Source organism: Paenibacillus woosongensis (assembly GCF_030122845.1).
Classification (GTDB): domain Bacteria; phylum Bacillota; class Bacilli; order Paenibacillales; family Paenibacillaceae; genus Fontibacillus; species Fontibacillus woosongensis_A.
The window spans coordinates 4745742-4770293 of the sequence record NZ_CP126084.1; the positions used below are offsets into that span (position 1 = coordinate 4745742).

Below are 24552 nucleotides of genomic sequence, written 5' to 3' on the forward strand. Positions count from 1 at the left end.
CACGGTGCATTTTTTTGTTTACGTCCTAACTCGAGCAACGGAAGCACAGAACGACCCCACTAATAAACAGCTAGGCGACTCTCGGCAATCCTCGTAATATCCCGCCTTTCGGCTGTTGGCATTGGGGTTTGTTAGAAAAATGCCGGGGCGTTGGTGGCCGCCATCCAGCCCTTTCGTTTTACTCAGTCAATTAAAAACTAAATGTATTTTATACAGCTAGATAAGCTCTTTTAAAAAAAATACATGCGCTAAGTGTAAAACATGCAGCTAGTTTACCTGAATAGAGCTAACTCGTCGAAATTGCTTAAAACGAAATGCAGGTTTTGCAGTTAGTTCCCTCTAACACGGTCAGAAGCGATGAACTAACTGCATGAAATACATCCAGTTACCTGATCCTGACCATCTAGTCATAAATCAGTAGACTAATTTATTAGAGTGAAAGACTCCACTTTTATTGGGGCCGAGCCACTTTTGCATCATTTTCGTCTAATATGTACCTCCATAAGATAAATCCTGTATTATCGCAGTTTTATTTGGAACTCGCAACTTACAAACAACCCTGACCTTTCTCAAGACGAGACTTATTGAAAATAGCAGCTGTCAAATCGATAAGCAATCCATTCCCCGCATAAAACGCACGCACTAAAAAAGGCAGTTCAAGAGGAATGCCTCTGAACTGCCCTTTGCCGCTTCTATCCAGCCTTCAAGTCTACAACCCTACAAGCCTTATCAGTCTATAAACCAGATAAGCTCTACTAGCCACTAACCTGATAAACTCTACAAGCCTCACAAGCTCTACAAGCCACATAACCTCATAAGCCCGAAAACCCTGCACCGCCTATAAGCCCTGAAAACTCAGCGAACCCGCTGCAGGTCCACGGCTCCCGCTATGCTAAACGCTAGCCTTCCGTCTCGGCCCCCAGCTCCTGCTGCTGGGACGGCTGCGGCTTGTCCGCCAGCTTCTTGGCCCTTTGCCTTCCGGCGGATCGGCGAGACCCGCCACGGAACGACTCTCCCTCGCGGCGCGGACGGAGCAGATGCAAAAGCGCAATCGGCCGCATCCGCACAGCAACAGGCGCTTGATCGTCCGGCGCCAGAATGGCGCCCAGCTGATGATGCTCCCCTGCGTAAATTGCGCGCTGCAGGAACTTGCTCTCACCCGCGAGGTTGCGTACCTCCAGCTTGCAGAAGGCGGGATTCATGCGAAGCCCGGCATGAAGCTCCTCCTTCGTAGCCACCGGAGTGCCGTTAACCTTAATGATCGTCTCGCCAGCCTGGATGCCAAGCTCCTCGGCAGGGCTTCCCGGCAGCACCGCTAGCACTCTGAGCCCGTCAACAGGATGGACGAACAGCGGACTGCGCTTCTGCTCCTCGAAACGGCTGAGCCAAACCAGTCCTTCATGTAAAAGAATGCCCGCCAGCGCAGCGGCTATCGTCAGCGGACTCCACCATGCGCTTAACAGCGCCAAAACCAGCATAATCATCCCATAGCCGAGCAAACGGCCAGAAGATACCTTTGCTTTAGCCCGCGGCAGCAGTCCCGTAGTTACCTCCGAAAAGCCAATCACAATCGGAAACGCAATCCACTGAAAGCCTTCCTGCCAGGCTTCCCCGCCGAATAACGGAGTCCATGGCAACATGGCCCCCGTCGTGTGCGCCGGTATCATCAGAAACAGCGGAACTGGCCACAGGCTCTGCAATTGGTAGCCGCCAACCAGCTTGCCGCGCTTCCCTTCAAAAAACAACGGCCCCGCAAAGGACGCCCCCTGCCAGCGCACCAGAAACCCTTCAGCTACATGCAGCACGGCTACCAGGCACAAAAGAGCCGGAATATTAAGCTCCCGGATCACGCGCAATATCTCAGCAGTCCACCCCTGGCCTTGCAAACCCGGAACCAAATTAATAATAAACTGGGCCATGCCAAGCAGCCCCACAGCATAAGCCAGACATAAGTAGCGGACGCGGAATAATAGGAGGAGCAGCGTAACAGCCCAAACGCAGATAATTCCTTCCACCGTTAAAGTCATTCCGGTAAACAGCGAGACAAGCGAAACGAAAAGTCCTGCCAAAAGCCCTCCCAGTACCGTCCGCCAGGTCTGTACACCCCAACTGTGCAGCCTGACATGAAACAGCTTGCGCTCCAGCAGCACCTGACGTCTATAAATAAGCATCATTAGAATAATCGCAATATAATAGAATGGCTGCAGGAGAAGCTGCCCTGCCGCTTCAGCCAGCATCCACAGAACTTCAAGCACGGTATCCAAAAGGTATTCACGCTCCCATCCGTTTTACAAAAATACATTCGGTATCAATCATCATAACTTTCCAAGATTACTCATGACTACTCATGACTACCCAGGTTTACCCGGGTCTATCCGGGTCTATCCGGGTCTACCCAGGTCTGCTCATGTCTACTTAGCTCTACTTAGCTCTACTTAGCTCTACTTCGCGATTTAACTGTATTGCTTGTATCTATTTTATCCTTTTGCGCCGATTTGATAAAAATAGCTGTATTTTCTGTATCTAAACTACTGTTTGTTACTTTACTGTCCTGCAAGACACATTTTAAGTACAGGAAATCCAGCTAATTATACGTTGAACGTTAAAGTGCAGCTTTTAAATACAACAGATCCACTTAATTATATAACAGTTACACCAGCGACCGTCCTGACAGTTACCCCGGCAACCATCCTAAAGTTACTCCATCAAGTATCCTAACTCCACTAGCAGTCATTCTAAAGTTTTGACCAGCAAGGTCCTAACGGCTCCAATGGCAGCCATCATACCGCCCCCACCGTTTAACGCTCCTCCAAAAACATCATAGCTCCCTACCATTTACCGTTCTTCTGGATCCACCATAGCTCCCTACCTTTAACCGTTCTCCAGGATCCATCATAGCTCCCTGCTAATTGAGCCCGTCTCCAACAATCATCCTAACGTTCTCTAGCAATCACCTTGACGGCCCATCAACAATCCATCTTAAGAAAAAAGAAGGCTGAAATCAGCCCTCTTATGGTTTCGACGCCGCTTGGGTTATTTCCTTCCGGATTTCCTCCAGGGCACGGTTCAATTGTGCATCATTCTTCGGATCGCGGATCAGCTCAATCAACTTGCTTTCCAGCTTCTCAGCTGTCTTGGCATCCAATTCGCCATCCGCGCGGATTCCTTGGTCGCTTTGGAACTTCTTCAGCGCACGCTCCGTATTCTTGTCAAAATAGCCATCTACCCGGCCCGGATCGTACCCGAGCCCTTTGAGCATGACTTGCGCGCTCTTCACATCTTCACCGAGCGTATCGAATTTGAAAGTCTTCTCTTTGTTAATTGGAGCTACCGAGAAGTAATCCGGCTGGGATACGCTGATATCCGGCTGGATTCCTTTCTTGTGAATCCACTCTCCGTTTGGCGTCAGCCACTTGGCGATCGTGATTTTGAGCATGCTGCCGTCGCCCATCTCCTGGGAGTAGCTCGACTGGACAGTGCCTTTGCCATAAGTCGGTTCCCCGACCAGCTTCGCTCCCGCTGATTCCTGCAGCGCACCCGCCAAAATCTCCGAGGCGCTGGCACTGCCTTTATTCGTTACTACGACGATCGGATAAGGTTTGCCTGAGCCTTCTGATAATGTGGCGTCACGGCGCCCGTTCTTATTTTCTACCTGAACGATTCCTTTGCCTTTTGGCACAAACAGCTCCGACATTTCGATGACGATCGGCAGCACACCGCCCGGATTATTCCGCACGTCAATGACCAGACCTTTCATCCCCTGCTGTTCCAATGCCTCCAGTTCTTTCTTGAAGCGGTTCGCCGTATTCATCGAGAACTCCGTAATTTCAATAACCCCGACATGATCCTTCTCCATCCGGGCATACACCGTTTCCAGAGCGATATCGGCGCGTACAATCGTAAATTCCAGAGCTTCCGCTACTCCGGCACGCTTCACTTTGATTTTGGCTTCCGTTCCTTTAGGGCCGCGGATTTTGGCTACGGCCTCATTCAAGGTAAGACCTTCAAACGATTCGCCGTTCACGGACAATAAAATGTCCTTCGGCTTGATGCCGGCCTTCTCCGCCGGAGAACCCTTGATGGGCGACACGACGACGACATTGCCGTTCTCCGTCGATACCTCCGCGCCGATTCCCGTAAAAGACCCTTCGATTTGTTCGGAAAATTGCTGAGCCGTTGCCCCGGCCATATATGAAGAGAAGGGATCATCCAGCGCATTCATCATGCCATTGATGGCGCCGTCCACGAGCTTGCTGCGATCCACCTTTTCCACATAGTTCTTAGTTACCAGATCAAGCGCCGTCTCGATTTTCTTAATATCGCTCTTCGGCTGTCCGCCAATATCCGCAAACAATCCACTGGACAGCTGTCCCGAGCCAGCCAAGCTCCATTGGCCCGTCAAAGTCACGGTGAGAAGACTACTAACCACCATAGCAACCAATACGAGTAAAGTAACTGTGCGTCCTTTGAACATGAGTAAAATCACCGCCTCTGTTTAATCCGGCCGACCCGAAGCCCACCTGTAATAACCATCATAGTATATGTTTAGCTTGTACGGAATATATACAACAAGTAAAGAAGGAAAAACGGATATTCGTCCTGTATAGACGGTATCCGTTTATAAACGCATAATACTATTTTATAAGTGCTGTATAGAAATGTCCAACGATTCCGCTACAAATAAGGGGCTGGATCTACAGGACTGCCGTTGATCCGCACTTCGAAATGCAGATGGGGTCCTGTCGAATTGCCCGTGCTGCCCACCTCGGCAATCTTCTGTCCGCGCTTGACCTTATCGCCCTTCTCGACCTTGATGCCGCCGTTGCGGATATGACCGTACAGCGTCCAGACGTTGTCGCCGTGGTCGATGATCACCGTATTGCCATAACCGCTCCACCATTCGGCAACGATAACCACGCCGCCTTCAGCCGCCCGGATTTCCGTCCCTTGCGGAGCCGCAAGATCCATTCCTGTATGCTTCTTCACTGTCCCCGTGATCGGGTGAACCCGGGTGCCATAGTTGGAAGACAAGCGTGCGCCGCTGACCGGCAGCGCCATCGAGCCGCCGTTTCCTTTAAATCCGCCGGAGCTGGAAGAGGAGCTCTTCTTATAAGTGTACACTTGCGCTGCCTTGAGCTTGTTCTTCTCCTTCTCCAGAGCCGCGCGCTTCGTGGCCAGCTCAACGAGAAGCTTCTCCTGCTCTTCGCTGATATCATCCGATTCCTCGATCTCGGCATGATACTTCGCAATCAGCTGCTGCTTCTCGATTTCCTTCTGCTGCAGCTCGCTTCTGCGGGCTTCCGCATCCGCATACAACTGCTTGACCTTCGCATAATCCTGCTCCAGTTGAGCCTTCTGCTCTTCAATCAGCAGCTTGTCCTGCTTATGCTCCTTGAGCAAGAGCTGGTCCTGATTCGCGATCGCCTGCAGCGAGTCGGCCCGCTCCAGGAAATCCGTGAAGCTGGTCGATGACAGCAGCACATCGAGGTACGATACCGCCCCGTCGGTATACATCAAACGCACGCGGGAATCCAGCAGACCGGAACGCTCCTCAATCCGCGTCTCCGTCTCGCTCAGCTTGACGGCCGTCTCTCTGAGATTCTCCTCCGTATCATGAATCTGCATGGAAATTTTGGCGAGCTCCGCGCTCACGACATCCATCTGTCTAAGCACTTCATTGAGATAATTCGTGTTCTTGTTAACATAATGCTGAGCTTCCTGCTTCTGCTGAGCGGCCTTTTCCTGCTGCTGTTTGGCCTTCTTCGCCTGCTCCTGCAGCTGCTTCAGCTCTTTATCGATTTGGTTTATTGTTTTGCTCTTAGCATACCCATTGTCAGGCTGGAAGATAATAACGGCTAAAGCGACAACGACTACAACGGAAATCCACTTTTTCAACTTCGCTTCCCCATCCTTCTTCATTTTGTTCTTGCATGCTCATTTCTGGCTTAAGAAAAGCACCGATCCCTTGCCATTCCCGGATGTAGTCGTTCAATTCTTCTTAAGGCTGCTTTTCTATCAATTCAATTACACTTTAAGAAATCTGCGTATAGAAACTGTGCTTCCCCATATTCCAATGAGCAGACCCAGCCCGATCAACAGTACCCCGATCTGGAATCCGACCTCATCCAGTGAAACGAGATGGAAAGCCAATGTGATGTCCTCTTTGACTGAAACGGCCAGCTGGTTGTATCCGAAGAACAGAACGCCGACGGTAATGACCGAGCCAATCAGCCCGATCAGCGCCCCCTCCACAAAGAACGGCCAACGAATAAACATATTCGTCGCACCCACCAGCTTCATGATGCCGATTTCCCGGCGACGGGCCAATATCGTTACGCGAATCGTATTGGAAATCAGGAACATGGCCATCAGGCCGAGGCCTGCAACAAAGGCAAAGCCGATATTGCGGACGGCGCGGGTTATCTTGAACAGCTTCTCCGTCGTTCCTTGCCCGTATCTTACTTTATATATCGGTTCATCCGGATATTTCGTGTTAAGCTGCTCGATCTTGGAAGCGACGAACGGAACCGTCGTTGGTTCAACGACCTCTACCTGCAGCGTATCCGGAATTGGATTCGTATTTTCGTCATATCCCTCGAGCAAGTCCTTGCCCTCTTCCCCGAGCTGTTCGCGGAAGTCCTTAAGTCCCTCCGCCTTGGATATGAAGGTAACCTTGCTCACTTCCTCCATCGCCGCGATATCGTTATGCAGCTTCTGCCGCATGCTGTCATCGACGTTGGAATTCAGGTACGTCTTGATTTGCACCATGCTGTCCGCATCATCCGCGAACGCATTAACGTTAAGCACCAATAAAATGAACACGCCTAAAATAAATAACGACACAACGATGGACGTAACGGAAGCTACCGACATCCAGCCGTTGCGGAAAACATTTTTCGAACCTTCCCGGAAGTGACGAAGGAGGGTGTTAAAACTCATAACCATATTCCCCTCTCTGTTCGTCCCGAACAATTTGCCCGTGCTCGATAGCGATAACGCGCTTCCGCATGCTGTTCACGATCTCTTTGTTATGGGTAGCCATCACAATCGTCGTACCCCTGAAATTTATCTCATCGAGCAGCTGCATAATCCCCCATGAAGTCTCCGGGTCGAGATTTCCGGTAGGCTCGTCCGCGATAATTACGGACGGATTGTTGACGATCGCCCTGGCGATGGCCACACGCTGCTGCTCTCCCCCCGACAGCTGGGACGGATCGCGGTTCGCCTTGTTCTTGAGCCCGACGAGATCAAGCACTTCCATCACACGCTTCTTGATGACTTTCTTCGGCGCTTCGATGACTTCCAGCGCAAAAGCTACGTTCTCGTAAGCGGTCAGCTTGGGCAGCAGCCGGAAATCCTGGAAAATCACGCCGATATTGCGGCGGACATAAGGGATTTTCCGCTGTTTCAGCCTGCCGATATTAAAGCCGTTGACGGAAATTTGTCCTTTCGTGGGTACTTCCTCGCGATATATGAGCTTCATGAAAGTCGATTTCCCTGCACCAGAGGGACCGACGACATATACGAATTCATTGCGGTCTATCTGAACCGAGACGCCGCGAAGGGCGTGAGTTCCATTCGGATAGGTCTTATAAACATCCTGCATCTCTATCAATTCATCACGTCCTAAACCTTGATTCCTTAGTCTGTAGGCTGCTGTATTTCATTTCGACACTTTCCAGCCAATTCCTTTAAAAGCTGAGTTATTTCATCAGCCCGTTTTTTATTGTAACAAATATGTTACCTTTTGAGTACCCTGAACGGCCGAAAGTTTCCAGAATTTCATCATATATATGTTTGTACGCTGCCATGTTCTCGAATTGGAAAGGAGATGCGCATGAAGAGATTGCACCTTGTAACTATTTTGCTTTCTTGCGTTCTGCTTCTGTGGTCTGTTGTCTTTGGAACTATATTTGTATATGCCAGCCGGGATACCGTGCCGCCCGGCGTCTCGATAAATGGATTGGACATCGGCAGTTTGAAACGGAACAAAGCCGTGGCTTTGGTAGAGGAAATGATCCTGGAAATGGAGCAGGAGAAGGTTGTCGTTACAGTACAGCAAACCAAAGTCAATACAACATGGAAAGAGCTTGGCGTGCAATATGACGCTTCCCATTTCTACGACGAGCTTGACCAATTGTTTGAAGGTTCTCTATGGAAACGGGCGAAGGCCAGGTGGCATTTCCCCAAGCCCTGGGAACTGCATGTAAATTTGGACGAAAAAAAATTGCGCAGGCTGTTTACGCCACAGTGGGAGCAGAGCCGTTTCGGCAGCCCTACCGATGCCGTGCGCCTCATTTCCCAAGCCGATAAAATCACGTATCTGCCAGAGCGCTCCGTCAGCCGGATCGATTGGATTACCTTTGGAGCCATGATTCGGCAGCGCAGTCTGAAGGCTCTGCACCAAGAGAGCATGCCCAATGAGAGAACCCGCCAGGCCAAGCAGGGGCTGCCCGTTCTTGAAGTACCGCTCTACACCCTCCGGCCCAAGGTGACCCTGGAGAGCCTGCACCAGCAGGGCATCGAGCGGAAGATCACCGAGTTCACGACCAGTCTGCACGGAAGCGGGGAAGGCCGGCGGCATAATATCGAAGCAGCGGCACGCACAATCGATGGGATGGTATTGGCTCCGGGGGAAACCTTTGATTACGAGCAGGTCATTGAGACTGCGGAGGACAAGTACGGCTTCCGGGAGGCCCCGGTCATTTTTGGCGGCAGGCTCGTTCCTGGTGTCGGAGGAGGCATTTGCCAAGTGTCCAGCACGCTCTACAATGCCGTTATTCTGGCCGGATTGGATATTGTGGAGAGACGCAATCACACGCTGCCCGTCAGCTACGTTGCTAAAGGTCTGGATGCCACGTTTGCGAGGGGATATATCAATTTCCGCTTCAAAAATACGACCGGGCGCCACCTCCTCATTCATTCCCAGGTGAAAGACGACCAGTTGACCGTTAAGCTGTTCGGCGATGCGCCGGGCGACATCACATATGATGTCGAATCCCTCACTACCCAGACGATTCCCGCCCCTACGAAATACGTTGCTAATCCCTCCCTTGCTCCCGGAACCGAAGAAAAGATTATCGAAGGCAAACCCGGCTATATTGTCGAATCCTACCGGATCACAAAAATTTCCGGCAAACCCGTAAGCAAAGTCAAGTTATCCCGAGATACCTATCCGCCTCAGCCGACCGTCATCGCCATTGCACCTGAAAACACGGGACACACTCCGGCACCATCAACGCCGGGCTCGGAACGCACGGCTCCAAAGCTCCTGCTGGAGGATGGCGTAAAGGGGCCAAGCTTTTAAACGCAAAGGGACTCACTTTACCACGAGGAAATATATCAGGCTTTTTCCCTAACTTGACTATTGCTTGTAAAAGTTTTCATATGTTAAGGTTAAGCCAATTTTAAATAAGCACGGCAACATTGATCAGGAGGAGTACTACAGCTATGCCAAAAACAAAAAACGACGCACCTGTATTATCAGCAAGTGAAGCTGACGCACGCTCTTCCTCCGACCCGGACTCCAGTTACAACTCTGGCGCAACCCCCAAGCCCGGCAACCGCCCAGCCGAACGACGGATTGGTGCAGCGGCCCTGCTGATAACAGCCATCCTGCTTACGGCAGCGACGCTGCGTTCGCCTCTGACCGGCGTCGGCTCGCTGATCGGGGAAATCCAGAGCGGTACGGGACTGAGCCATACCGCAGCAGGAATGCTGACCACGCTGCCGCTGATCGCCTTTTCTATTTTCGCCCTTGCTGCTCCTAAGCTGGGCTGGCGGTTCGGGATGGAACGCACCATGTTCTTTTGCATGATTATCATGACCACGGGAATCCTGCTGCGCTCCATGCCAAATAATCCGGCTCTGTTTCTCGGCACCGCACTGATCGGCAGCGCGATTGCCGTCTGCAACGTACTGCTGCCCGGCTTGATCAAACGCGATTTCCCCCATCGCATCGGCCTGATGACCAGCCTGTATACCTCATCCATGAATGGCTGGGCGGCCATCGCCTCAGGAATCAGCATCCCGCTCTCGCGAAACGCCGGATGGAGGGGCGCTCTCGTCTACTGGGTGATCCTGTCGGCCGCGACGGCATTGGCCTGGATTCCGCAGCTGCGCCGCAGCGGCGATAAGAGCAGAGGGCAAGGCGCGAGCTCCTACCGCAAGACGGGAGCCGTCTGGAAATCGGCCATTGCCTGGCAAGTAACGATCTTTATGGGCTTTCAATCGATCATGTTCTACATAGGTATTTCATGGCTGCCGGAAATTCTCCAGGAGCAGGGGATGGCTCCCGGAACAGCCGGCTGGATGCTCTCACTGATGCAAATCGTCAGTATGGCCGGCTCATTCCTGATGCCGCTCATCGCTTCAAGAACGCAAAGCCAGAAAGGACTAGCCGCCGGCTCTTCCGCGCTGTTCCTGCTCGGCTTCGGCGGAGTATGGCTCGGTTCCCCGGCTTTGGCCCCGCTGTTTATTATGGCAATCGGACTTGGCTGCGGCACCACCTTCAGCCTTGTCATCCTGTTCTTCGCACTGCGATCGCGAACCGCAGATCAGGCGGCCGGACTGTCCGGCATGGCGCAATCCCTCGGTTACCTGCTAGCCGCCGTCGGCCCGACCCTGTTCGGCTTCATTCACGACCAGAGCGGCAACTGGACGGTGCCGCTGGCGACGATTACCTCGCTGTCCCTGCTGACGATCCTCTTTGGATACGCCGCCGGGCGCAAAGGCTACATCGAAGTGGAATAACAACGCAAAGAACCCTGGTTCAGCCCATGCTGAAGCCCAGGGTTCTTTCTATTATTTATAACTGCATCCTAGTAAATTACTCTATTATGCTGATCCTTGATGCCCGATTTGCGGTAGAAGTAGGTATTGATGACATCCCGCCAGTGCTTGGCGCTCTCAAGCTGCTCCAGCAAACGCTCTTTCACATGGGCGAAGCGCTGCGGATCCAGCTTGGATTCCAAAGCATCCCAGCGTGCGATCCACTTCTCTACTTGCTCCACTCCCGCAAAGTGCGTATCGTAAATATGCTGAATAACCGTCTTGCCGGATTTTAGTACATAGGTATAAGGAACATGGTGGAAAAATAGCAGCAGCTCATCCGGACAAGATTCCAGACTATCATATAATGCTGCATTAGCGCCAACATATTGGTGGGAATATCCCGTACCCGTAGCCAGGGTCCGGTCTACACCGATGCCGTCCCGATCCGCGAAATGGTACGTTCCCCATTTGGAATATTCGTAGCCGTCCACGTCAGGTCCATAGTGATAATGCGGCACAACCATCCAGCCCACGCCTAGCGGGGACGTATAGCTCTCATAGGTCGGCCAGGATTCCATCAGAATGTCCAGGATCGTACTCGCCACATCCTGGTTCACGCCAAAGGTCATGCTCGTCCATTCCTCAGCAATCTCCTCCGCGCTCAACTCCGGATTCCACAGCAGCCGGCCGTACCCATACAGGTTGGATTGGGCGAGATAATGGCCCGTCCAATTATAATCATCGCCAATGCTGGATACCGCTGTAATCCCGCTATGTTTATACGGATGAACCTGCCCGGCGACGATATCCTTCACCTTGCTGCCTTCTCCCTCGCAGAGGGTGTCGAATTCGAGCACTTCTTTCCACTGCGGAATCAAATAGCATACATGTCTTTGCTGTCCCGTATATTCCTGGGTGATTTGAAACTCCAGCATCTGATTTGTCTGCTTCATGGCTCCGAACAACGGCGATACCGGCTCTCTGACCTGGAAATCCATCGGGCCGTTCTTGATTTGCAGAATGACATTGTCCTTGAATCTGCCGTCAAGCGGCTTGAAATGGTCGTATGCCGCGCGGGCCCGGTCGGTTTTGCGATCCCGCCAGTCCTGATGGCAATCGTAGACGAAGCATCTCCACAATACGAGTCCGCCGTAAGGCTCCAGCGCTTCAGCCAGCATATTGGCTCCGTCCGCATGATCCCGTCCATAGGTGAATGGTCCCGGGCGGTTCTCCGAGTCCGCTTTGACCAGGAATCCGCCAAAATCGGCAACATAACGGTAAATGTCCGCTGCCCGCTGCTTCCACCATTCCTGTACCGCTGGCTCCAGCGGGTCAGCCGTGGACGTGTCGCCCAGCTCGATCGGCGCGGCAAAATTCACGCTGAGATAGAGGCGAATGCCGTACTCGCGGAATACATCAGCAACCCGGGCAACGTCAGGCAGAAGCTCAGGCGTAATCAGCTTCGTTTCTACCTCGTGCACGTTCACGTTATTAATGGCGATACCGTTAATGCCAACGGAGGCCAGCAATCTGGCATATTCCCGTACGCGAGTCAAGTCGGAGACGATTTTGCTGTCCTGATAAAATATCGACTGGCCCGCATATCCGCGCTCAATGCTTCCGTCCATATTATCCCACTGGTTGACCATCCGCAGCTGATACTTCGGCGCTTCGACCAAATTCAGCCCATCGGGAGATTGACCCGCCGTCTGCAGCAAGCGCAGGAAATGAAATACACCGTAAAGCAGCCCTTTATCCGATCCCCCGGCAATAACAATATAATCCTTGCCTTCACGGACTGCCTTGCGGATGATATACCCTTCTTCCCCTAGGCGAGCCGCTTCTGCTCCCTCCACCGATTCGTTAAGCAGAGGATTGCCGGCACCGCCGATGGTTCCTAGAGCCACAAAGCGATCCGCGGCTGCATTCGGCTCTACCGCAGGCTGCTTGCCTGTCAGCTTGGCGAGACCCTCCGTCAACTCTTGCACCGCTGTGCGGAACAACGGCGAGGACCCTTCGCCCGCTGCCACGATATTGCTCAAATACCCTTCAAATAGCTGAATCGCTGCCGAACGTTCCACTGACGCTCCGCCGTATCGCAGCCATGCCAAATCATAATTGCTGTTCATTTTGCCACCTCTTCTTCATTTCACGATTTCCGTCGGGTTCATCCCCGTGATCTTCTTGAACACGGTGCTGAAATACGGAACGTTTTTGTATCCGACCATTTCCGCCACTTCGTAAACCAATGCTTTCTTCTCCATCAACAGCTCCCGGGCCTTCTCGATCCGTACTCTTGTCAAATAATTGTTAAACGTCTCACCCGTAATATTCTTGAAAATCATCGACAGGTAGTTGCGCGAAATATACACTTTATCCGCCAGCCCGGCCAGCGTAATATCCTCGGCATAGTGCTCGTGGATATATTCCATCATGAAGTCGACAGCCTGCCGGTGCTTGCCGTTGCCGCCCCACTCGCGGCTGCTGAACACGATGCCGATCTTGGCGCCAAGCCATTCGGCCAGCTCGGAAGGACGCTTCAATTCGGCGATTTCCCGAGTGATGGAATCGTTCGAGAAAATATCGTCAAGCACCGTCCCCATTTCATAAAAAGCAAAGGCGATAATTCCCCACAGCTCGCCTGCCAGCATGCCGACGTATGATTTCGTGATGCCTTCTTCTTTCTCCAAGCGCGTCATGTAATCCAAAATAATTTTACGCGCCTGATTCTCCTGCGATGTCCGGATGGCTCCGGCCAGCTCCAAATACAGCTTCACGGGCCGGATTGGCGTTCCTGTGCCTTCGCTGTGCAGCTCCTGCGCAAAGACATACAGATCATAACCGGAAACCGCGGGCTGGGGATTCAGATCAATGACGCGGAAGGCTTCTTCCGTCGAATTGCCGATCTCCCTGATGCTGCTCTTACGCTCCCCAATTCCGATGCGGAGCTTCAGCTTCAAATAGCTCTGGACGCAATCGATCAGGCGGACGCCAAGCTGCTCCAGCCTCTGCCGCAGCCGCCCAGCTGGCTCCGTACGGTCGCTGTGAATGATGACGACGGAGCGGTTCGTATGCAAATCGGTATATTCAAAGGAGGCAAAGGCCTCCTGGGTTACCTCGCAAATAATGTTGCTGATTGCAAAGCGAAGGAGACTCCAGTCCGGCAAGCTCAGCTTCGTTGCCCGCTGATCACGGACCAATTCAATGCCGAGAACGGTATGATCGCAGTCGGCCCAATGACGATATGGCGTTGGAATCTCCGTATCCAGACGGGAGTTCTGCAGGGTGCCCGCCGCTGCCGACTTAACCCATTCCTTCTCGACAAATGGCTCGTAGAGACGCAGCTTCTGCAGCAATTCATCCTGCCTCATGCGCTTCTCTTCCTGTTTCTCGAGATCGGCAATGGCCTGGCCCAGTACGGACTTCAAGGTAGGAACGCTGACCGGCTTGGATAGGTAATCACTTACGTTCAGACGCAGGGCCTGACGGGCATATTCAAAATCCGAATATCCGCTGAGGATGATGACTTTGCCCGCATACCCGGTTTGCCGCAGCTGCTCGATCATGTCTAGCCCGTTCATCACGGGCATATACAAATCCGTAATCACAATATCGGGCGAAGCCGACCGAATCATCTCCAGCCCTTCTTCTCCGTTCAGCGCCTCACCCGCCCATTCTGCATTCAGCTCGTCCCAAGGTATCGCTCTCCGAATTCCCTGCAGCACCACACGGTCGTCGTCGATGATTCCAATCTTCCACATCTGTAGAGCCCCTCCTCTTGCAACATGATGTTTGCGCATGATGTTCAAATCGCAATTCTTATAATGATGATAATACGTCATGCCCGATAAGCTGTTAAGCCCCTCAGGCATGACGTTTTTTAGAGGTTATTCAAAAAGTCATTCTTTGATCACGAAGTAAATCAGGCTGCTCATTCGACATCGAATCTTGAATTCAGCCGGGCTTTCCGGTGCTCACGTAGGTTTCGCCTAGCGATGCTTCCGTAGTCGTTTTCTTCGAAAGCGTTTAGCCGCGCTCCTCATCCCTAGCTTCATCCAACCTAAGGCGTTTTGTAAAAACGCACATCGAAAGAATACGCTTCGGTGCTGAAAGACTTACTTTTTGAACACGCATTTAAAATTAAGTTTACTCGTATTCTTGCGCAGCTTTTTTCAAGGACTCGTAAGCTTGCTCTGGCGTCGTTCTGCCGAAGCTCAGCTCATCGCGCACAAGCGGGAAGTCTTTATCAATGAAGTTAACCCAGCCTTCCGGCCCCGTCGTAAACGTTTGTCCGTCCGGAGTCGTTGCGTCGATCAGCTGCATGCCTACTTTCTCGCCTTCAGACAGGTTCGGAATCAGGCTTTCTGCAATTTTCGCGTTGGCAGGTACACCGCGAGCCGTTCCAAGAATTTTTCCTGCCTCTGGATCGTTAATGAACCAATCGATAAATTTCGCTGCTTCTTCCTTATGCTTCGAGTTTGGAGACAAGCTGAGGAACATGGATGGCTTCAGCCAGCCGCCCGCTTCCTCGGCACGCGGCATGGATATAAGATCGAATGCTCCTTCTTTCATGCTGTCCCAAGTCGTGTAGTTGTTGGAGAAAGAATAACGGAACAATACTTTGCCGTTAACCAGCAGGTCCGCTGTTGGATCCATTTCCTTGTCAGACGCGTTCAAATCCGCTGGAGGGATCAGGCCGTCGTTGCGCAGCTGTTCGAATTTCTTCGTCCACTCCAGAAATGTCGCTTCGTCGATGTTGAATTTGCCGTCTTCGGTGATCAGCGTGCCTTTGCCTTTAGCGTAGTGATAGGCGCTGAACATGAAGTAGTTGCCGGCATAGTCGAGCGTGAAATATTGGCCTTTAGCGAGCTTCGGCTTCACTTCTTCCGCCAGGGCAAAGAAATCATCCCACGTCCAGCCGTACTGTGGTGCAGCTACACCCATTTTTTCCAAAGCAGCCTTGTCATAGATCATACCGAAGGCTACCGAGCCGAGCGGTACGCCGTATTGCTGGCCATCTTTTTGGCCAATCGGCAGAAGGCTTGGCGTCAAGTCAGCCAGATTAACTTTGCCATCCAGCGCTTCCAATTGGTTGCGGGACGTCCAGTCGGAAATCCAGCCCGGATCCATTTGGATAATATCCGGTTCGTTGTGAGCTGCCGCTTGAGTAGACAGTTTATCGAGATAGCCGTCCATTCCCGAGTATTCAGGCTCGAAGGTAACGTGCGGATTTTTCTCGGTGTACAATTCTAGCGCTTTCAGCGTAGCTTCGTGGCGTGGTTGGGATCCCCACCACATCACCCGCAATTTTACTTTCTCTGAAGCTGAATTGGATACAGCCGGAGTATTGCCTGCCGTTGTTCCTGCGTTATCTCCTTTGCCGCCGCAAGCTGCCAGCAGCAAGGAGCATACCAGCAATGCCGCAACAATCTGCAATCGCTTCCATTTCATCATGTTGACTTACCCCCTAAAAAGATAGATGTATTGTGGTCACTTGTTATTCTATCAACTCCTTATAGATTGGAGTATTAGAGAGATGCACAATTTATTATAAAATCGTCCGATTATCTTTCACTTTTGCCCGGTGCTTCTTCCAACCGCGGGAACACAATCGACACGACCGTCCCTCCATGCTCGCCGTCCGCAAGCGCAATATCGAAGTCTTCGCCAAAATAAGCCGAGAATCTTTCCCTTACGTTCCGTATACCATACCCGCCCTTGCGCCGATTATTCCCCTTATCATGATTATGGGAAAGTCCGATCCCATCGTCCTCGATGACGATGCGGATGCGTTCGCCCTCTTCTGTCACTTGAATGACGATTTTGCCGCTTTGTCTGGAATTGAACCCGTGGATCATCGAATTTTCTACAAAGGGCTGGAGTGTCATCTTCGGAATAAATAGCTTCTGCAATTCTTGAGATACATGCACCTCGTATTCTAGCCCGTCCTCCCATCTTAGCTGCTGGATTTCCAAATAACAACCGACGTGCGTAAGCTCTTCGCCAATCGTAATGAAGCTTTCTCCATGAGACAAGCCGATGCGGAACATACGGCCCATCAGCTCCAGGATGCGGCTCATTTTGTCCTGGCCTTCCGCGATCGCCATCCAATTCAGCTGATCCAGCGTATTATAGAGAAAATGCGGGTTGATATTCGCCTGCAGCGCTTCAATTTCGGCCTTGCGCTGCTGCTCATAACGCTCGGCAAGCGACAAATAAAGCGCCTCAATCCGCTCATTCAGCCTGCGGTAGCCCGCAAACAGAACGCCAAACTCATTCGAATAATCGCTCGTCAGCTCCGGCTGAGTCCCCCCGACGACATAAGTTTTCATCGCCTTGACGAGCTGGGCAATGGGCTTCATAAACTGGCGGCTGAGCCAGAGCGTCAGCAGGAAAGCCAGCAGCAAGGCGCCGATGCCGATTGAAATAATCGCCCCGGCCAGCTTCAGGCTGCCCGCGGTAATTTGCTTCCACGGGGTAATCTCGACGATCATCCAGTCGGAATCCGCTACTTTGGAATAAACGATGAGATTCTCGATACTGTTCGGCTGCGTATGAAGACGGAACACGCCGGATTCACCGGTAAACCGCGGATCGGATTCTACCAGCCCGGCTTCCTTCATAGACTTCCCTACACTCAGCAGCTCCCTGCCGTTTCTGTCCAGTAAGATGCGGTTTGAATCTTGGGAATACCCTTCGAGCATGCTGCGGATCCAATCGGCCTTCACATGGACGACAAGAATGCCCATAAATCGCGTATTATAATAAATTTTCCGGGAAAAACTCAGCACAGAGGCTTCTCCCTTAAAAGTTGAAATCTGATGTTCCTCTGACCAAGCGAAGTCGTTCTTCTCCAGAGCCGCATACCAGGGCTGCTCTTCCGCCGCTTCCAGCTGGTGAAACTGGATATAGCTCTGATTGTCGCCCCATTGCGGCTGCTCCAGGAACAAGTCGATCGCCTGAATTTGCGGAATCGAATAGGTTAGATGGGCCAGTGCCTGCTTGATGCCCATCGACCTCCGGTAGCGATCGAACATGTCATCCTTGCCTGACAGGAATGCAAGCAAATCGTTATCTCTGGAAGTCGTCAGAGAGACCTGCTCAATCGATGTAAGCCTGCCCGTAATTTCATTGTTCAGTTCCTCCAGCAGCCGTTTCTGGTAATAAGACGTATTCTCGGCCAGCTCGCGGGAGGATATGGCATAACTGATCCATACCGTGCTGGCCAGCACGAGCGTGATCAGGCCGGCAAAGCAAAGGGTGAACAGAAGATCAATGCGGTATCTTTTAAATGGATTAGTCATAAGGACGTCCCCTTTTCCATATGCATTCATCATCTAAAAAAACATTGAAGCTGTATAAGCCTCAATGTTTTTTCATTGTAAACGATTATGTTCCTTGCTGGCTAGCCTTTAATTCCAGTCGTAGCGACGCCCTCGACGAAGTACTTCTGAGCGGAGCTGAACAGCAGCGTTGCCGGCAGGATGGACACAAGCGACATAGCTAGCAATTGTCCCCATTCCGCGCCGCCCTGAGAGTCGTTAATCATCCGCAGAGCCAGGCCTACCGTGTATTTATCTACAGAGTTAATGTACAGCAGGTGACCGAGGAAATCATCCCAGTTCCAGAGGAAGCAGAAGATGATGACGGTAACGATCGATGGCTTCATCAGCGGCATGATGATTCTCCAATAGATTCCAAACCAGTTGCAGCCGTCGATTTTTGCCGATTCATCCAGCTCCCGCGGAATACCGCGAATGAATTGGATCAGCAGGAATACGAAGAAGGTTCCTCCCGCTCCCCCGGCTAAAGCGTGGGGTACGATAAATGGCAAATACGTATTGACCCAGCCGAACTGGTGGAACATCGCATACTGCGGAATAATTAGCACCTGTCCCGGCAGCATCAGCGTGAGCATGAGCAGCGAGAACCAGAAGCCCCGCAGCGGGAAGTCCAGTCTGGCGAATCCAAAAGCGACCAGTGTACTGGAAATAACCGTCACGATAATCACCGCGATAATTAAATAGAAGGTATTGATATAGAAATCGGTAAACGTAAAGCCGGGAACCGAATGCCAGCCTTTAACGTAGTTGGACCACTGGGGTACGGTCGGGAAAAGCGACGGGGAGCTCAGCTCCTGGTTGCTTTTCAAAGAAGCGCCGATCCACCAAATGACCGGGTAGACCATAATCAAGCTGAATATGATGAGCATTGCATGACGAGTTAAACCTTTCCATTTTGATTGGGTCATTTTCTCTTTTTCCCTCCTTGGCTGTCGGATTCGTAGAACACCCAGTATTTCGATGTCACGTTAATGGCTACGGCGGCAACAACGATCATCAGCAGCATAATCCAGGCCAAGGAGGAGGAATATCCGAGCTGATAACGGCTGAACGCCCGCTCATACAAGTAAAGCGCATACACATAAGTGGAGTTCATTGGACCTCCGGCCGTAATGACGTACGCTGGCGTAAACACCTGGAAGGAGTTAATGACCCCCATAATCAGGTTAAAGTACAAGGTTGGCGATAGCATCGGCAGCGTAATATTGAAAAATTGTCTGATCTTGCCCGCTCCGTCCACCGAGGAAGCTTCATACAGATCATTCGGAATCTGCTTCAGACCCGCGAGGAAAATAACCATCGAAGAGCCGAACTGCCAAACGGACAATACAATCAGCGACCAGAGCGCCGTATCCGGGTTCGTCACCCAGCCTGTGCCTGGAATACCGAAAACGCCGAGGACTTTGTTGAAGAAGCCGTCCACGCCAAAGATGTTTTTCCACAGCAGGGAAACAGCGATACTTCCCCCGATCAAGGACGGAAAGTAAATGGCCGTCCGGTAGACCGAAATCCCGCGCACCGCCTTATTCAGCAGCATGGCCACAAGCAGCGCGGCAATGAGCTTCAGCGGTACCGAGGCCAGTACGTAATAAAACGTGATTTTGACCGATTGGACGAATTTCTCGTCTGCCGTAAAGATACGGTTGTAGTTTTCCATACCGATCCATTCGATCGGTTTCATTAAAGTATAGTTGGTGAAGGAATAATATAGGGACAACAGCATCGGGTAGGCTGTCAACGCCAAAAACCCGATCAGCCATGGGGAAATAAACAGATATCCTGCAATGGGAGAGTCCCAACGCTTGAGAAATGGCTTTTTACGCTCAGGCGTCCCGTTAGCTAAAGGTGTTGTACGTTCCATGTGTTCACTCTCCTTTTCTTACTTTTAGTATAGATGGAGAGTCCCGTGGAGCTACAGGAGACAATTGCTCAAAATCATTCAATATTTTCAGAATATCTAATTTTGCAAAAAGAAAAGCGCACCCTCAGAATTCACCGGACAAACCAGAATGGTTTCCAATGTCTATTCTAAAGGGTGCACGCTGCTGCTCCCGGATTTCTTGAATGATTCAGGTACATCATAAGTGGCAGGAATCCAGTCACAAAGTTTCATCACAGGCTTATGCTTCCGGATCAGCTTTCTGAAACAATGCTTTGCGTTTCTTAAGAGTCATATTTCTCCTTGTTTGCACCCCATCTTTAGTTCATTGTATATAGGCTGCTGTTGTTCAATATGTTGTGTCGTGCACTAAATGGAATCCATGCATCTAATGATACTCTAAGCGGATATTTCCGAGGTTTAGATGAATTTTATGCACCTAAAGTCAAGCACCCAGCCCATTATTGGCAATTTCTCTTCTTCTAGGGACATGAAATCCATTTAAATCCACATCCCCTTCATTACCGCAGAAACTAACTACTATTAATCCATTTATTATAAGTTGAACAATTAATAATGGATGTTATAATTCATCTATTTATCCTAAAAAGCTCTTTCTATACATATTTTCCTCTTACGAGAGATTCGTTGATCTTCCAGCCTATAGCTAGCATCGCATAAAAAATGCACCCCTAGAATTTCGTTGGTTAGACCAGGATGGTTCTCCCAACATTATTCTAAAGGGTGCAATTAGATACTCAGGGCGCTGCTATAAGGAGATTTAGACCTTGAAATGCTCGATCTTCGTCTGCATATCCGCCGCCATACGGGCCAAGCCCTCTGCGGCTGACGAAATTTCCTCCATCGAGGCCAGCTGCTCCTGCGTCGCGGCCGTTACGCTCTGGAAGGAGTCGAGACTTTGCTGCGAGGTTTCCGAAATATGCTTCACGGAATTGGCAATCTCCTCGGCACTCGCCGACATTTGCTGCGTAATCGCGGACACATCGTGAATCTGCTCCGTAATATGACGCGTCGATTGCTCGATTTGCCGGAATGCATTCTGCGCATCTGTAGTGACGCTAATGCCGCGTTTGACGTTAGCTGCAACCTCGCCGTTCATGACCGCATAGGCCTTCTCTACCAAGCTCGTCATTTGCACGATATCCTCGCCGATTTGCTCCGCCGTCTCCCTGGACTGTTCAGCCAGCTTCCTCACTTCGCCTGCCACGACGGAGAAGCCGCGGCCATCCTCACCGGCACGCGCCGCTTCAATCGCCGCGTTCAGCGCCAGCAGATTCGTCTGGACGGCGATATCCGAAATCGCTGAGCTCATTCCGGCAATATGGGCGCTAAGCTCGTTCATCTTGTGCATCAGCTCGGCTGACTGCTCTGTAGAACGCCGGATTTCCTCCATTTGCAGGCTGACCTGCTCCACCTTTTCGCTGCCGTAACGCACATCCTCAACCGTCTTGGACGAGGAATCGACGATCGCTCCCGACGCTTCAGCGATTTTATAAATGCCTTGGGACATCTCCTCCATCGTATCGGCACTCTCCAGTGAGACGCTGGCCTGTCTCTCGGCTCCCTCGGAGGACACCTGAACCAGATCCACGACGTGCTCGACTGATTTTGCGTTCTGCTCAGTCCCGGCTGTCAGCTCCTCGCTGGAAGCGGCAAGTTGGCTGGAAATTTCCGCGACATCCATCACCATTCCGCGAATCGAAGCGACCATCTCGTTATAGTTCCCGGCGAGCTGTCCAACTTCATCTTTCCGCTTAATTTGGACCTCTTCATTGAGATAACCTTCTCCCACGCGCTTCGCGGAGGCGTTCAGCTGCTCAATGGGACGCGTTACGCTGCGAATAATCAAGAATAGCGCGAGGCCAGAAACGACGAGCGCGATACAAAGCACGATTACAGAAGTCCAGACAATCGGGGCAATCGCTTTATCGAATTCGCTAATTTCCAGAACTCCGACGATTTTAAGACCCGTCAGCTCGTTCGTCAGAACGTAAGCTCTCTGCGGCTTGCCCGTCAGCTCGTTTTTGTAATCGATAAATCCCGAATCCATCGCTTGAATTCTCGAAATATGCTCTCCCACAGCATCATCGCCGGGCTCGTACTGCGGATGGTATGTAATCTTGTTGCTGCGATCGAATATGTATACGAACCCTTCACTGCCGATTTGCACGTTCCGGGTGAACTCGTTGATGGCCTCCATGTTAAAGGATACGGTCATGGCTCCCTGCCCATCCGGAAGCGCGCGGCTGATATACAAATTATGATGTCCCGAAGTTGTCGAAGTAAAAGGATCGATTATGACTGTATTATTCGGATCGGCAAGCGCGGCCTTATACCAGTCCCTTGCCGTCGGATCATATTCATGCGGCCCCGGATCCGGCGCCTTCATAAAAGCCTTGTTATTGTTGCCTACGGTAAGCAGCTCAAGCCCAGGATGCTTCGCCATGAACAGCTCCAGCATCGCCTGTACCTCTGGCGATCCTTCATCGATTTGCTTGGAATTCATCTGCATGACCAATTGCTCGACGTTCTGTACCTGCGCTTCCACATAAGCATCCAGCGCTTCATTCATCAGCTCGACGCTCGTTTTGGATGAACTCCCAATCTTGGATTCCATTTCATGCTTGGCGCTCGTCAGACTGGACCCCATAATGACCATATTAGGAATGACCAGCATAATCGTGAACGCAAGCAGCAGACGATTCCGCAGCGAGGTAATCTCGAATACACGCCTTAAGTTCGACCAAATCTTCTTCATCGTTATCTCCTCTCAAAATCCATGATGCAGATACCCGTTCCTCCACCTAATTACTCTTTGCTTCAATGGACGTTACATACCTTTTTTGTTCTTTCATAGCTCGAAATGACTAGATACCCTGTCTCGATTGACCTTAGTCAATCATTCTGTATATCTATATTTCGACAAAATTCAATATTTTTTTATACTTTTCATGAAAATAAATGATAATTTACTGTAAATTCATTTGATTTTCTTTGTAAAACCTTATTTAGTCGCAAAAAAGAGCAGAATCTGCCCAGGGGCAAAATCTGCTCTTGATCATTTCGTATATGCTTTAAATGCATCATTATTATTTGCTCTTAGCCAAATATTCCTGCACCCATTGCCCGGTCGAATGCAATTTCTCCTCAGCCCGGCCAATCGCGGCCTTCACCTGGCCGGTCGCTGTACCGCCGTAAACGTTGCGGGCGTTAACGACCGTCTCCGGCTGCAGCACCTCATAAATGCTGTCGTCGAACAGCGGCGAAAATTGCTGGAACTCCTCGAGGGAGAGATCCAGCAAATATTTATTGTGCTGAATGCAATACAGCACCGTCTTGCCGATCACTTCGTGAGCCTGACGGAACGGCAATCCCTTGCTGGCCAGGAAATCGGCGATGTCGGTCGCATTGGAAAAATCTTTGTTGACGGCCTCGCGCATCTGCTCCTTGTTGACCTTCATTGTAGCAATCATTGGAGCGAATAATTGCAGCGCTCCCTGCAGCGTTGCCACCGTATCGAACATGCCTTCCTTGTCTTCCTGCATGTCCTTGTTGTAAGCGAGCGGCAGGGACTTCAGGACGGTCAGCAGGCCCATCAGGTTACCGTAGACGCGGCCCGTCTTCCCGCGCACAAGCTCGGGCACATCCGGGTTCTTCTTCTGCGGCATGATGCTGCTGCCTGTGCAAAAAGCATCGTCCAGCTCGATAAAGCGGAACTCGGTGCTGCTCCACATGACCAATTCCTCGCTCAAGCGGGACAAGTGCATCATCAGGATCGACGCATCCGCCAGAAACTCCAGGATGAAATCGCGGTCGCTGACTGCATCCAGGCTGTTCTCGTAAACAGCGCCGAAATTCAGCTGCTCGGCCACGAAATGGCGGTCGATCGGAAAGGTTGTTCCCGCCAGAGCCCCAGCCCCGAGCGGCAGGACGTTAATCCGCTTGTAGCTGTCCTGCAGGCGCTCGATGTCCCGCTGGAACATCGAGACGTAAGCGAGCAAATGGTGAGCGAACAGAATCGGCTGAGCCCGCTGCAAATGGGTATAGCCTGGAACAATCGTATCCAGATTGGCCTTCGCTTGCCCAATCAAGGCCTCCTGCAGGTCATGCAAGAGTCCCACGAATTCGACGACCCGCTTGCGCAAATACAGGTGCATGTCCGTCGCCACCTGATCGTTGCGGCTGCGGCCCGTATGCAGCTTGCCGCCGACCGGACCGATTTCCTCGATCAGGTTCTTCTCGATATTCATGTGAATATCCTCGTCTGAGACGGAATACTCGAGTTCTCCGCGGCGGATTTTTTCAAGTACGGATTGCAATCCTTCCTTAATCTTCGCCGCATCCTCTTCAGGAACGATCCCGCACTTGGCCAGCATCGTCACATGCGCCAGGCTTCCCTGCACATCCTCTTCCGCCAGCGCCTTGTCGAACCCGATGGACGCGGTATATTCTTCAACTAGTTTGTTGGTCTGCTTCGTAAAGCGGCCTCCCCACAGCTTGCTCACCTGATTCACTCCTTATCTGTTTCAAACCTAG

At 51.4% G+C, this 24552-nt stretch carries 15 protein-coding genes; 2 read left to right on the forward strand and 13 right to left on the reverse strand.

The features are described from left to right. Positions 1-899: 899 nt before the first annotated feature. The 5 genes from QNH46_RS21960 to ftsE form a co-directional block, all read right to left on the reverse strand. Positions 900-2264 (reverse strand): PDZ domain-containing protein, encoded by a 1365-nt coding sequence (locus tag QNH46_RS21960; RefSeq protein WP_283926010.1) that lies wholly within the window; start codon positions 2262-2264, stop codon positions 900-902. Between the two features lie 746 nt (positions 2265-3010). Next, on the reverse strand, positions 3011-4474 hold the full coding sequence (locus QNH46_RS21965; RefSeq protein ID WP_283926011.1) for a S41 family peptidase: 1464 nt from the start codon (positions 4472-4474) through the stop codon (positions 3011-3013). Between the two features lie 200 nt (positions 4475-4674). Next, positions 4675-5895, reverse strand: a complete 1221-nt coding sequence (locus QNH46_RS21970) for a murein hydrolase activator EnvC family protein (RefSeq protein ID WP_283926012.1) — start codon at positions 5893-5895, stop codon at positions 4675-4677. Between the two features lie 129 nt (positions 5896-6024). Then, entirely contained in the window at positions 6025-6939 is a 915-nt protein-coding gene (gene ftsX / locus QNH46_RS21975; protein ID WP_283926013.1) for a permease-like cell division protein FtsX, read from the reverse strand. Continuing rightward, complete coding sequence (ftsE, locus tag QNH46_RS21980; protein WP_155612555.1) at positions 6929-7615, reverse strand: cell division ATP-binding protein FtsE; 687 nt, start codon at positions 7613-7615, stop codon at positions 6929-6931. Before ftsE ends, ftsX begins: the two co-directional genes overlap by 11 nt. Positions 7616-7837: 222 nt before the next feature. Between ftsE and QNH46_RS21985 the strand changes: the two genes are divergently transcribed. Both QNH46_RS21985 and QNH46_RS21990 read left to right on the forward strand, forming a co-directional pair. Next, positions 7838-9307, forward strand: a complete 1470-nt coding sequence (locus tag QNH46_RS21985; RefSeq protein WP_283926014.1) for a VanW family protein — start codon at positions 7838-7840, stop codon at positions 9305-9307. A gap of 143 nt (positions 9308-9450) precedes the next feature. Next, complete coding sequence (locus QNH46_RS21990; protein WP_283926015.1) at positions 9451-10752, forward strand: CynX/NimT family MFS transporter; 1302 nt, start codon at positions 9451-9453, stop codon at positions 10750-10752. 68 nt (positions 10753-10820) lie between these two features. On the opposite strand, the gene QNH46_RS21995 is transcribed toward QNH46_RS21990, so the two are convergent. The 8 genes from QNH46_RS21995 to argH form a co-directional block, all read right to left on the reverse strand. Beyond that, positions 10821-12902: an alpha-glucuronidase family glycosyl hydrolase gene (locus tag QNH46_RS21995; protein ID WP_283926016.1), complete on the reverse strand. Its 2082-nt coding sequence runs from the start codon at positions 12900-12902 to the stop codon at positions 10821-10823. 15 nt (positions 12903-12917) lie between these two features. Beyond that, positions 12918-14534 carry a response regulator transcription factor gene (locus tag QNH46_RS22000; protein WP_283926017.1) on the reverse strand — a complete coding sequence of 539 codons (1617 nt, stop codon included), beginning with the start codon at positions 14532-14534 and terminating at the stop codon, positions 12918-12920. Between the two features lie 385 nt (positions 14535-14919). Beyond that, positions 14920-16227 carry an ABC transporter substrate-binding protein gene (locus QNH46_RS22005; protein WP_283926018.1) on the reverse strand — a complete coding sequence of 436 codons (1308 nt, stop codon included), beginning with the start codon at positions 16225-16227 and terminating at the stop codon, positions 14920-14922. Positions 16228-16337: 110 nt separating this feature from the next. Beyond that, complete coding sequence (locus QNH46_RS22010) at positions 16338-18077, reverse strand: cache domain-containing sensor histidine kinase (RefSeq protein WP_283926019.1); 1740 nt, start codon at positions 18075-18077, stop codon at positions 16338-16340. A 101-nt stretch (positions 18078-18178) separates the two neighbouring features. After that, the gene (locus QNH46_RS22015) at positions 18179-19024 is read right to left on the reverse strand and encodes a carbohydrate ABC transporter permease (RefSeq protein ID WP_155612547.1); all 846 of its coding nucleotides are present in this window, start codon (positions 19022-19024) and stop codon (positions 18179-18181) included. Beyond that, positions 19021-19977, reverse strand: coding sequence for a carbohydrate ABC transporter permease (locus QNH46_RS22020; RefSeq protein WP_283926020.1), 957 nt, complete (start codon positions 19975-19977; stop codon positions 19021-19023). The genes QNH46_RS22015 and QNH46_RS22020 overlap by 4 nt, the downstream gene beginning before the upstream one ends. Before the next feature lie 799 nt (positions 19978-20776). Further along, on the reverse strand, positions 20777-22774 hold the full coding sequence (locus tag QNH46_RS22025; protein ID WP_283926021.1) for a methyl-accepting chemotaxis protein: 1998 nt from the start codon (positions 22772-22774) through the stop codon (positions 20777-20779). 331 nt (positions 22775-23105) lie between these two features. Beyond that, positions 23106-24521, reverse strand: a complete 1416-nt coding sequence (gene argH / locus QNH46_RS22030) for an argininosuccinate lyase (RefSeq protein WP_283926022.1) — start codon at positions 24519-24521, stop codon at positions 23106-23108. Positions 24522-24552: the final 31 nt, after the last annotated feature.